The organism is Pedobacter cryoconitis, from assembly GCF_014200605.1.
Classification (GTDB): Bacteria; Bacteroidota; Bacteroidia; order Sphingobacteriales; family Sphingobacteriaceae; genus Pedobacter; species Pedobacter cryoconitis_B.
The window spans coordinates 43911-55780 of record NZ_JACHCE010000005.1 but is presented as its reverse complement, the minus strand read 5'-3'; the positions used below and the strand labels follow the sequence as shown (position 1 = coordinate 55780).

At 37.5% G+C, this 11870-nt stretch carries 9 protein-coding genes; 5 read left to right on the top strand and 4 right to left on the bottom strand.

The genetic code is table 11. From position 1 onward, the window contains the following. Window positions 1–524 precede the first annotated feature (524 nt). Window positions 525–716 carry a hypothetical protein gene (locus HDE68_RS15885; protein ID WP_068395261.1) on the bottom strand — a complete coding sequence of 64 codons (192 nt, stop codon included), beginning with the start codon at window positions 714–716 and terminating at the stop codon, window positions 525–527. Window positions 717–882: 166 nt separating this feature from the next. Between HDE68_RS15885 and HDE68_RS15880 the strand changes: the two genes are divergently transcribed. After that, on the top strand, window positions 883–1899 hold the full coding sequence (locus HDE68_RS15880) for a hypothetical protein (protein ID WP_183883212.1): 1017 nt from the start codon (window positions 883–885) through the stop codon (window positions 1897–1899). 56 nt (window positions 1900–1955) lie between these two features. Here HDE68_RS15880 and HDE68_RS15875 read toward each other — a convergent pair whose 3' ends face one another. The 3 genes from HDE68_RS15875 to HDE68_RS15865 form a co-directional block, all read right to left on the bottom strand. Beyond that, complete coding sequence (locus HDE68_RS15875) at window positions 1956–2435, bottom strand: TlpA family protein disulfide reductase (protein ID WP_221300767.1); 480 nt, start codon at window positions 2433–2435, stop codon at window positions 1956–1958. Window positions 2436–2579: 144 nt separating this feature from the next. After that, window positions 2580–3845 carry a hypothetical protein gene (locus HDE68_RS15870; RefSeq protein WP_183883211.1) on the bottom strand — a complete coding sequence of 422 codons (1266 nt, stop codon included), beginning with the start codon at window positions 3843–3845 and terminating at the stop codon, window positions 2580–2582. A gap of 80 nt (window positions 3846–3925) precedes the next feature. After that, window positions 3926–5293 carry a hypothetical protein gene (locus tag HDE68_RS15865; protein ID WP_183883210.1) on the bottom strand — a complete coding sequence of 456 codons (1368 nt, stop codon included), beginning with the start codon at window positions 5291–5293 and terminating at the stop codon, window positions 3926–3928. A gap of 376 nt (window positions 5294–5669) precedes the next feature. On the opposite strand from HDE68_RS15865, the gene HDE68_RS15860 reads away from it, so the two are divergent. The 4 genes from HDE68_RS15860 (at window position 5670) to HDE68_RS15845 (ending at window position 11868) form a co-directional block, all read left to right on the top strand. After that, window positions 5670–6089: a hypothetical protein gene (locus tag HDE68_RS15860; RefSeq protein WP_183883209.1), complete on the top strand. Its 420-nt coding sequence runs from the start codon at window positions 5670–5672 to the stop codon at window positions 6087–6089. 91 nt (window positions 6090–6180) lie between these two features. Next, a complete protein-coding gene (locus tag HDE68_RS15855; protein ID WP_183883208.1) occupies window positions 6181–7551 on the top strand; it encodes a TolC family protein in 1371 nt (456 codons plus the stop codon). A 9-nt stretch (window positions 7552–7560) separates the two neighbouring features. Next, window positions 7561–10740, top strand: coding sequence for an efflux RND transporter permease subunit (locus HDE68_RS15850; RefSeq protein WP_183883207.1), 3180 nt, complete (start codon window positions 7561–7563; stop codon window positions 10738–10740). Between the two features lie 30 nt (window positions 10741–10770). Then, the gene (locus HDE68_RS15845; RefSeq protein ID WP_183883206.1) at window positions 10771–11868 is read left to right on the top strand and encodes an efflux RND transporter periplasmic adaptor subunit; all 1098 of its coding nucleotides are present in this window, start codon (window positions 10771–10773) and stop codon (window positions 11866–11868) included. Window positions 11869–11870: the final 2 nt, after the last annotated feature.

Below are 11870 nucleotides of genomic sequence, written 5' to 3'. Positions count from 1 at the left end.
GCCCAAATAATTAGCCTTAAGCTAATAAATTAGCTAAATCGAAAAAACAATAATCGAGGTGAGTCTTAATTCTTTCAATAGAACAAATTTACGACTCTGATTATAGGTTTTCGCCTCAGAAAGAGTAATGAACAAAAAGAATAAAACAGGTATTATTTATTCATCATAAAATAACATGAAAGAAATAAAAAGCTGAAAAATGTTAAAACAGAATAAAATGAAATTAAGCGAATAGCAGTAAAAAAAGATAAAAATGATTGTTTTCATGATGAATCCCAGGATGATTATGAATTCTAAAAACAATATGCTAAAACGTAATACACTAAAAATTAGGCTATTTTAAAACAAAAAAAAGCCACCACAGTAATGTGGCGGCTTTTTTCTCCTATCTAATAAGACTCAAAATAAATTAATAATATCCAAAATATTAAAGGAGAATAACATTTTAAGGTATTTTTATCTTTTATTCTTTAGTTAATTTATATCTCCTTACTATAATGAACAAGCTTTCGGAACGTAACCTGTTAAACTGAGGGTTCCCATCTGACAACGTCTCCCCACATGTCATAAATGTCGCCTTTTGAGATACGTATATATTCAGCTTTTGCATTGTAAATCCCCTCTTGCCAGGTTTCATATTCCTCATCAATTACGGTTTGAAATAGAACCTGCTGTCCGTGCTGTGGCAGCGTGGTTTTGTCGAGTTTAACTTCCATACTGTAAACATATAAACTTGCATTGACATTCCCTATAGGTTTAAAGCGATTCAAACATTATCACAACTATACTGTTGTCTGTCAGCATCTAAAGAAAGGGGCTTCCCAGCCAAATTTCAAAGATCAGACTATTCTATTTTATCTACCTATTTAAAAACAAACAATTATGACTAAATCGATTCAAACATTTAGTGATAAATCTCCATTGGGATTTATCAGCCGTTTATCATGGAGCGCAGTATTTGCGGGCGTATTTATTGCCCTTGCTGTACAATTATTATTAAGTCTATTAGGCCTGAGTATTGGATTTGGCAGTATTAATCCTGTAGAAGACACAAAGCCCTTTAGCGGCTTAGGCACAGGTGCACTGATCTGGTGGGTGCTTACTGTACTGATTTCATTATTCTCTGGTGGCTGGGTAGCTGGCTGGCTTTCTAATCAGGTACAAAAGACTGATCTGATCTTGCATGGCTTAATTACCTGGTGCCTTTTTACGTTTCTAAATATTTATGTAGTGACACTCTCGGTCGGAAAGATTGCGGGAGGCTTAGGTGCTGTAATTGGTAAAGGATTTTCAATAGCAGGCACAGGTATAAAAAATGCAGCACCCGAAGCAGGTGATCTGATTAAAGATCAATTGAATATAGATGGAAATTCTATTGAAAAAATGAAGAATGAAGCTGAGTTGATGTTAAAGCAGACTGACAAGAAAGAATTACAGCCCGAAAAACTGAAAAATAAGGCAAAGCAAGCTGCTGGTAAAGCTGAAAATACAGGTAAGTCTGTTTTAGAAAACCCGCAGCAGGCTCAGGCTAAAGTGGATTCTCTTTTCTCCAAATTGTTCAATAGCGGTGATACTGCATTTGAGGCCGCAGACCGCGATGCCCTGGCTAATATTGTCATGCATAAAACAGGTAAATCCAAAGTTGAATCTGAGCAGATTGTAGACAACTGGGTAAATGCGATTAAACAGACAAAGGAGAAGCTTAAACAAGCTAAAGACAAAGCTGTAGAGAAAGCAAAAGAAGTAGGTGATGATGTAGCATCCGGGCTTTCTAAATTTGCACTTTTCTCTTTCTTTGGTCTATTGCTGGGTGCAATAAGTTCAAGTATCGGTGCCGGTATTGCCGCCCGTAAACGTGAAACAATCAGTTTACATACCACGACAGTAGTAGAAGACTAACAAAAAAAGGCCTTTTTGATTAAAATACAATCAGAAAGGCCTTTCAATATATATGATTAAGGATTAATCAGCTTAAAGAACTTAGGCACATCATTTTGATTGCTTGAAGTAAATACCAGGCTTTTGTTAGCATCATATAAATAAATAGCCGGATATTGTTTTGGATGGAAAGCCATAATAAAAACATGGTCACGATCCTGAACTACCTTTACATTTTTTTCCTGTAAAAATGGCTTACCAAAATTGGTCATAAAATAATCTATAGATCTGTATTCATCCTGCGAGATCATATAGACATTTACATTTTTCAGTTCTTTTGTTCTTTTACTCATTTGCGCCACTACTTTTTGACAATGTTCACAGGTCGCATCAAAAAAGACAATGAGTGACTTTTTCCCTTTAGGAATACTATAGGTAGAAAACGGGGTATTATCTCTATTGTAAAAAATAGCGTTAGGTATAGTAGAACCTATATCCTGCGCAGTAGCAGAAAGCGAGAAAAAGATAACAGTAAGGCAGGTTATTAATAACTTCATATGATGGTTTTTAATTTTATACGTGCCGCAAATATCGGTTTCCCCATTTTGCTTTATGTCAGCTCATTTACAGATTTTAGAAACATAACCGTTATAAACGGTATAAATCAGGTGTTCATGCAACGGACAGATTTTAGTCTTTGGTCAATGTAAATAAAATGGAATCTGCTGCATGTATTTTATCTTACTGATTTTCAATTTATCCATACCAGGATAATATATGGCACAAAATGTTTTTTTTCTTCTGGGATCATGTTCAGGCACCAGCATCCTTGCTCCATGATCACCAGAGATTATTATAATTTTATTTTTCCAGTCTGGAATACCATTTAACATTTTCAGCACAACTGTATTTGCATAAGAAAGATAACTAGTATATTGTCTGGTTACTTCTTTAGACGAAGCAGCATCAAATACTTCTATAGGATGCTCATTTACTCTACCATGGGCGTCTCTATAAAACGGCGTATGCGGAATCAGTAAATGAGTCCAGGTAAAGACAGGCCTGGACCTTTTTAAATGCATATTTTTATTGAACTTACTAACTATCATTTGATTATAATCATCATAAGGCATTTTATGCTTTAAAAACAGAGAATCCCATGCTGAGATAAACAAAGTACCATTTAAGACTTGTCCAATATAGTTATCCGGAAAGATTTTCAGGTCCTGCAATTTTGGATGTCCACCGATATTAAGGAAGTCTAAACTTATAAAATCATATCCGAATTTAGTCAAATGGTTAATCCAGCTACTCTGATTTAAATATACAGTAGCATTAGCATAATTCGAAATAGTAACACTATCATCAAGATTGAATAAAGAATTAACAGAATAAACCGTCGTATCACTTCGGGAATTCATATTTTCAAAAACATAAAAACCCTTATTCCCCAAAGAATCGACCAAACTATCTTTAAAGTTAAATTGACTTTTCAGACTGGCAGGAGATGCATATTCATCCAATAAAATCCAAACAATGTCTTTATTATCCTTGATTTTTAAGGAAGGTAGCTTTCTGTTTTGCAAATAGAAATTATGACCCTTTTCTTTCAAATAGATTTGAACACCAGAAAATATAATCAGTCCTGTTAAAATCAAGACAAAAACATTTACTAAATAATTTAATCCTGAGATTATTTCATAACCAACTCTCCTCTTTATGACATACACCAATAAAGAAAATACAAAAATAAATGTGACAAGATATCTTAGCCGAAGAAATGATGGATCTATAACTGTAGTTAAAAAAGCAGCTATCTGAGAAAAAAAAAGAACTAAAATCCAAACAAGTATAAGCCAGCTTATACCATATTTATAAAGTCCTGTTTTTCTTTGTATCCATATCAAAATATAATTAACCAGGCAATATCCACCTAGAAAACATAAAAACAACAAAGGATTAAACAACTGAAAACACAGTGAACTCTTATAAACTAAAAAAAACAGACCAAAAGTGTAAACAAAAACAGGAGTTTTAAGCAGATTAATTAGATTTTTTCCCACAGATACAGTTTTCTTAATGAGTTTTCAAATGAGTGTGAAGCTTTTAGTTTAAAGTGCTGTTCAAAAGAAAGTATAAAATCATTTTCAGTATAATGCTCAAAAATATCTCCTTTATGCTGAAGCAAAATCTTTGATTTAGGATCTTCTTTCGGCACAAATTCAACAATAGCAAAACGAGAGGTCATATTCGAAAAAAGCCGGGCAATAAAAGAAATTGGCAAATTTCTGCTCAGGCATAAATGGTGTATCAGTGCAAGCGCCATCACCATGTCGCCTTTTAATCTTTGTAACAGCGGAGATTTTTCATCATTACTCCAGCCAAGTCCGGGAGATGGATCAACAAGGTCAGCAACAATAGTGGTTACATTATTATTTTCTGTTTTACGATTAGCCTGATAAATATCATTGACACAATAAATATCACTTTCCACTGCATAAACAACTTTAGACAGTGATGATGCGATACTGGAAAATTTACCAGTATTTGCACCCAGGTCAATCGTTATTTCTGGTTTTGCTGCTGTTAGCCATTTTGTAATAACCTCTGTTTTGTCAGTTATATAAGACTCACTTTCAATATCTTTTTCATAATAGTCTTCCCAAATACTATTTTTTAGCATGGGTTCTTTTTTCTGATTGATGTTCTTTTTGATAGAAGAAAAAAGAACCTTCAATTTTTCAGCAGTAAATCCATTATGTTTATCATCACTCCCTTTATTTCTATTCTTAAATCGGGAATGAAGATGGATATGCATTAAGCAAAACAGGTCGAAATTAGTTTTGAAAGGCAAATGGGCGCTAACAAAAGGAAGGGATAAACCAGTTATGCTTCCTCTGTATAGTTTAGACCATAAGGGATCTTTATAGTACATTAATAGAAATGGGGATAAAGATTCTTCACAAAACTGCCTATAGGCAACCCATGGATCACCATCTTTATAAAAGCTGAAAGATAAAGTATCAATTAATACACAATTTCCATGATGAAAAGTGAAGTTATAAGGAGAAGCATCCTTTAAAATCATTCCATGATCTAATGCTATTTCATTGATTCTGATGTAGCAAAGTAACATTTGCTGCCATTGTAAAAATGACCATTCATAAGGATAAGATATCAGGCCAATCTGCTGGGGAAAAATCTTCTTATAAAAATCAGGAAATTCCCGATTCAGCTCTATCTCCCGATGAGACACCATTAATCTTTCCTCAATCAGTAAATTATAAAGTCCGGAATTATTGAGCTGATCAAATTCACTTGCATAACTATGTGCAATATATCTATAGTAACCATCATTTAACTTTACAACAAAACCCGCAGGGTCTTTATAGGAAATAGCCTGTTGTAAGCTCATATTTGTTTATTTCCCTTTTTAGCTTTAACATTTCTGATGACTTGCAATACAAAAACTTTTATTCTGCTTCCGAAAACAGACAGGGTAAGAACGGCCGATAAAATGGCCTGATAAAAGAGACTTCCGGTCCCAGGGTCAATGTATAATAAATACTTTATCATAATCAGTTTTTTTTGTTTTTATGACTTCCTACTCTTTCAAAAGTTTAAAACATTTTAATAAAATAATAAAACTTATATAACAATATACATAATACTTAATTTAGTTACCCCATTCAATTTGTTCATTTCTACAACGTAAATTACTTGTTACAGACTGAAACACCAGTAATAAAAAAAGTATTTTGGGCTCCTTGTATAAGCAGTTCAAACTTCAGATGAGTAAATCAGCCGCCAAAGGATCAAAATCTTTTGCAGTTTTTCTATTGATCCTGATTTGTCTGCTTTCTATCTGTACAATCAGAAAAAGTATACAATCCTTTTTCTCAGATACAGCTGTTGAGCGTACTGCTGTATCAGGCAAATCTCTTAGGAACTTATGGACTCAACAGCACCAATTCAGTCCTAAAACTGTTGATTGCTCAAAGACTTACCTGAATTCATCTCCGGATGAACCATTATTCAAACAAAGTATTTCAAAAACAGCGGTAATTATGCTTTTTGCATTCATACTCCCTGTTTTTATTCTTTCTCTTCTCCTTCCTTTTAAAAAGCTGATCATTTTACACACCCCTGAGTCTCAGTGGCGCTGGTCAGTAATACCCCTGTTTTTACAAAACAGATTACTGTTGATATAGAAAATTATACGCTGATAATTTTCACCGTTACGTTGATTTAAACCATCGCGGATACACGTTTTCTTTTTATATCCACAATTAATTTTCAAATATGATGAAGTATAATCTTTATCTGATTAGCCTGTTTTTCATGCTGATTAGTGTAAGTACCTGCGCACAGCAAACAGCCGGACTGACTTTAGCACAGGCCTGGGAACTTGCTTATCAGAACTATGCTGGTTTAATGGCCAAAGATGCACAACTCCAGGAAGCCTATTATGCAAAAAAAGAAGTTCAAAGCCGTTCTTTACCACAAATACAATTACAGCTGCAAAATTCTTATGGAACATTTGCAGGAAGCAATGGGGCATTCTTCCCTGTTCCTGGTGTATTCAATGTAAATGGCACCAAATCCGATCACGCAGGCAGCCCTGCAGCCAATACATTCGGATCAGTATTAGCAGACTGGAAGTTTTTTGAGTTTGGCAGGCAACGCAAAACGATAGCAGCTGCTGGTTATAAAGTTCAGGAGGCCCAAAGTGGTTATGACGCTGCAAAACTATCCCTGCAAGCAAAAGTTACGTCGCTGTATATAGGAATACTCTATGCAAATTCCAATTTAACATGGGCAGATCAGCAAGTAAAAAGAGTAAAAGAAATCCTTGAATTAACGGTAAGCCTTGCTGATGCCGGCCTGAAACCCGGCGCAGACACAGCGCTTGCTGCATCTTCCTATTTACTGGCAGTTGCCTCAAAAAATGAATGGGCAGGAAAATATAATGCTGGTCAGATCAACTTCTCAGAGGTTGTGCCAGGTACATCCGTTCTGCTGCCGCAGCAATCTTTCATGCACTATCAGACGCTTCATATCCTCCCGGATTCTATCTCTTCAAACCATCCTTATCTGCAAATTCTTGATCAGCAGGTTAGATATAATGAAGTTCAAAGTACTTTAGCATCAAAAAAGGCATTACCCTCCTTATCACTTTTAGGGGGTCTGTCAGCCCGTGGAAGCGGTATCTATACAGCTGGTACGGTCGAAAAGAATTGGTCTGCAGGATTTAACAATATAGCGCACAATTACCTGATTGGCATAGGATTAACATGGAACCTTAGCAATATTTACACTGGTTCTCCAGAAAAGAAACGTACAGCTAAAACCCTGCAAAGCTCCAAATTCAATTATGACTTGCAAAAATTACAAATGAATATCGCAATACAAGCGATCAACAGCAGAACAGATCAGCAGCTCAAACAAGTTAAAAATATCCACCTTGCTTTAGCAAAAGCACAGCAGGCCTATGAGCTGTATCTCTCGAGATATGAAAGCGGGCTGATTAATTTAACCGAACTGCTTCAGATCCAATCCCTTTTACAGCAAGTCGAGAAAAACTCCATTGAAGTTCAGCAGGAGTTCTGGAACCTTCTTATCCGAAGAGCCGAGTTATCAGGTGATTTCAATTACCTGTTTAATCAATTTTAATTATAGAAAATGAATATGATCCGATTTGCCTTAAAAAAACCATTAACTGTGATGGTTGCTGTACTGGCCATTGCTTATTTCTCTTTCACTGCCATAAAAAATATCAACGTCGATATTTTCCCTAAAGTCGAATTGCCTGTTATCTATATCGCCATGCCTTATGGAGGCCTGAGTCCGGCCTATATGGACGGTTTTATGGCTAATGAGTTTCAGAAAGTACTGATTTTTATCAGTGGGGTGAAGGATATAGATTTTAAAAGTGTTCAGGGCTTTACCCTGATGAAAATCACATTTTATCCCGGTGCTGATATGGCCCAGGCAGCTGGTGAAGTCTCTGCCTATGTCTCCAGGGCAATGGGATTCCTGCCTCCCGGAGCTGTTCCACCTATGGTGGTCCGGTTTGATGGCAGCTCCCTCCCTATCGGACAATTAGTTTTTGAAAGTCCGTCTCGCTCAATCACTGACCTTCAAACGCTGGTTCTGACTAAAATCAGGCCCATGTTTGTCACTATTCCAGGAGTTACTGCACCTGCTCCTTTTGGTGGAAATGTACGCACGATGGTAGTAAAAGTAAATCCTGAACTCATGCAGTCTTATGGTTTATCTGCTGAAGAAATTACTACAGCAATTGCAAAAAACAACTTTCCATCACCCGCCGGCAATATCAGGATTGGAGATCAAAACCTGATGAGCCCGGTAAATTCTATGGCAAAAGGGCCCGAAGAGTTTCTGAATATCCCGGTAAGAACTGGCTCCGGAACCCATGTCTATGTGAAGGATATTGCCAGTGTAGAAGATGCTGCCGATATTACCAGTGGTTATGCACTGATCAACGGTAAAAGATCTGTCTATCTGCCTGTCATCAAAAAAGCAGATGCCTCCACGCTTAAAGTAGTGGAAAATTTAAAAACATCAATCCCTATGTTAAAAGCGGCTTTGCCAGAAGACGTAAATGTTAAATATGTATTTGACCAGTCCGGTTATATAGAAAAATCGTTAGAAAATCTTGTCCATGAAGGGGTACTGGGTGCATTGCTAACCGGTTTAATGGTTTTTCTCTTTTTAGGAGATTCCAGGGGTGCATTAATTGTTGTACTAACAATTCCGATAGCAATTCTTTCTGCTGTGATTATGCTCTACCTGTTTGGTCAGACCATTAATGTGATGACCCTGAGTGGGCTTGCACTTGCCATAGGGATTTTGGTCGATGAAGCTACAGTGACGATTGAAAATATTCACCAGCATTTTGAAATGGAGAAACCTAAACAACGTGCCATCCTGGATGCCTTACTCGAAATTTCTGTACCTAAAATACTGATCCTGTTTTGTATCCTGGCTGTGCTGATCCCTTCTTTTTTGATGACTGGAATTCCAAAAGATATGTTTATGCCTTTGTCTCTGGCAGTCGCATTTGCTATGATTGCCTCATTTATCGCCTCGCAGACATTTGTACCCATATTAGCCAACTGGCTAATGAAACCAGAACTGTTCCAGCATCATAAAATTAGTTTACAGCGGAAAAAACTAACCTGGTTTGAGAAATTTAAACGCAGATATCTGTTGTTTATCAGGTCTGGTCAGCGGAAGACAGGACTGGTAATTGGTACTTATGCTGCCATTGTCTTATTGATGGTTACTGCCGGCGGATTAATTATTGGAACTGATATTTTGCCTGCAGGTAACAGTGGCGATATACAGCTCCGTATTGTGGCACCTGAAGGCAGTCGTTTAGAGCTGACAGAAGGATATTTAAAAAAAGTTACCCAGCTTATTAAAGAACAGCTACCAGAAGAAGCTGTCAAAATCAGTTCTGCTTATGTTGGAACGCAACCATCTTCAAATGCAATCAATCCTATCTTTCTTTTCACAAGCGGTTCACATGAAGCGGTACTGCAATTGTCGGTTGACCAGAAACTATTTAAAGGTTCAATCACAGTACTCAAAGAAAATATAAGAAAGGTTATTCATCAGGAATTACCTGTGTTAAAAATTGGCTTTGAGCCGATGGAACTGGTAGAAAAAATAATGAGCCAGGGTGCAATGAATCAAATACAGATTAAAATTGCAGCAGGACAACTAAAAGGGGCAGAAAAGTTTGCAAAAAAGATTGAACAGAATTTATTAAAAGTTCCTTTTTTCAGGGATGTGCGCATAGCAGAACCTGTTAATTATCCAGGTGTACAGGTTGATGTGAACAGAGAACTTGCTGCGCAGTTTGGCCTGACCATGGACGATATAACCCGTACACTGACCATTGCAACCTCTTCTTCGCGTTTTACGAATAAGAATCTCTGGGCAGATCCTAAATCCGGCCTGGTTTTTCAGGTTCAGGTACAAATCCCGGAAGCTGATATGCACTCGCTGGATAAACTCCGTTCTTTACCTTTAAAATCTGGTCAGCCGAGGCCTTTATTAGAGGATGTAGCAACGATCAGTCTGGTTAAATTACCGGGACAAGTGAACAGACAGGGCCCAAACAGATATGTGACCTTAATGGCCAACCTTCATCAAACCGATATAGGGACAGCCTCTAAAGCAGTTGAGAAGGTGATTAAAGAAGCCGGTACACCTCCAAGAGGGATTATCGTTTCTACCGAAGGATTGGTCCCATTATTGGAAGAAACACTTTCTGGTTTGCAAACAGGTCTGCTGGTGGCTATTGTTGTCATCTTTTTGATGCTGACTGCTTACTATCAGTCTTTTGCCGTTTCGGCTCTTATTTTATCGGTTGTCCCTGCTGTTATTGGCGGCAGTTTAATGCTATTGATTTTATCAGGAAGCACGCTAAACCTTCAGTCTTATATGGGTATTATTATGTCTGTAGGAGTTTCAGTATCGAATGCGGTACTCCTGATCAATCAGGCAGAGACTAACCGTTTAAAACATGGCATGCAAGCCAAACAAGCCGCTTTTATGGCAGCATCGTCAAGGCTAAGACCTATTATTATGACCACCATGGCTATGATTGCAGGTATGATCCCTATGGCCATTGGCATAGGCGATGGCGCTGAACAGGTAGCTCCATTAGGTCAGGCCGTTATTGGCGGACTTATCCTATCTACGCTAACTGCACTGCTGGTTTTACCACATGTATTCACTTTAGTGATGAAAAACAAAACAAGGAACAGCCTGACCCTCGATCCTGATGATCCGGAAAATAAAGACCTATTAGTTAATTATTCAAAATAAAAGCCTGACGGCGCTAATCAGCCATTAAATATGAAATTTAAAACTTGTATCTTACCAATTTTCACCCTGACCTGTACTTTAACTTTTACAGGTTGCTCTTCTCCTCAAACAGAGGAGAAGCAACAACAGAACAATGCTATCCAAAAAGAGCCTGTTCAGGTAATCCATCCGATTTCTGATCAGCCTTTTTACCCGCTTTCTCTCCCTGGAGAACTTAAACCTTATGAGGAAGTTGTGATTTATCCAAAAGTAAAGGGATTTGTAAAAAAGATATTTGCTGATAGAGGCAGTAAGGTAAAAAAGGGACAATTACTGGCTATACTGGAGGCTCCTGAAATTAGCCAGCACTATTTATCTGCTAAATCTGATGAGAACAAATTTCACGAAGACTATCTGTATAGTTATCAGGCCTATCGGCGTTTAAAACAGGCCGCTTCCAGAAATGGAGCCGTTGCAGCCATCGAACTGGATAAGGCCAGAAGTAAATTCAGAAGTGATAGTGCAGCTTATGCCGCTGTAAAAGCGACTACTGGTGCATCTGCCCAATTACAACAATACTTAAAAATTACAGCTCCTTTTGACGGAATAGTAATTCATAAAAATGTATCCGCAGGGGCTTTAGTCGGTGACAATAACCAAACCCCTTTGTTTTCTATTGCACAAACCAACCGCCTGAGACTTACCGTGGCCATCCCGGAAAAGCACGCGCAGTCTGTTGGCAAAAACACGAAAGTATCATTTACGGTCAGTGATCATCCCGGTCAGTCATTTCAGTCTGTATTATCACGCAAAAGTGATTTTTTACAGCAGGGAACACGTGCTATTACTGCCGAATTTGATATATTAAATGATAAAAACATATGGAGTGGCGGTGAATATGCACAGGTAAACCTAATCTTAAAAAGGCCTTATGCTACACTTTGGGTTCCCACAGGCAGTATTGTCCAGGCGCAGTCTGGTACATTCATTGTTAAAGTAGTCAGCAATATGATCAAAAGGGTCAGCATAACTACTGGTATCCGCAAAGGAGAACTGCAGGAGATATTTGGCGCGGTTGAAGAAAACGATCAGATTGTTTTGAAAGGAACTGAAGAACTGACCGATGGGGCTAAAATTATGCTCAGATAAAT

Excerpts from the sequence above, each read along its gene's own strand:
- HDE68_RS15885 (WP_068395261.1), bottom strand. The coding sequence starts at position 716 with ATGGAAGTTAAACTCGACAAAACCACGCTGCCACAGCACGGACAGCAG.
- HDE68_RS15860 (WP_183883209.1), top strand. The coding sequence starts at position 5,670 with ATGAGTAAATCAGCCGCCAAAGGATCAAAATCTTTTGCAGTTTTTCTA.
- HDE68_RS15855 (WP_183883208.1), top strand. The coding sequence starts at position 6,181 with ATGATGAAGTATAATCTTTATCTGATTAGCCTGTTTTTCATGCTGATT.
- HDE68_RS15880 (WP_183883212.1), top strand. The coding sequence starts at position 883 with ATGACTAAATCGATTCAAACATTTAGTGATAAATCTCCATTGGGATTT.
- HDE68_RS15875 (WP_221300767.1), bottom strand. The coding sequence starts at position 2,435 with ATGAAGTTATTAATAACCTGCCTTACTGTTATCTTTTTCTCGCTTTCT.
- HDE68_RS15850 (WP_183883207.1), top strand. The coding sequence starts at position 7,561 with ATGAATATGATCCGATTTGCCTTAAAAAAACCATTAACTGTGATGGTT.
- HDE68_RS15845 (WP_183883206.1), top strand. The coding sequence starts at position 10,771 with ATGAAATTTAAAACTTGTATCTTACCAATTTTCACCCTGACCTGTACT.
- HDE68_RS15865 (WP_183883210.1), bottom strand. The coding sequence starts at position 5,293 with ATGAGCTTACAACAGGCTATTTCCTATAAAGACCCTGCGGGTTTTGTT.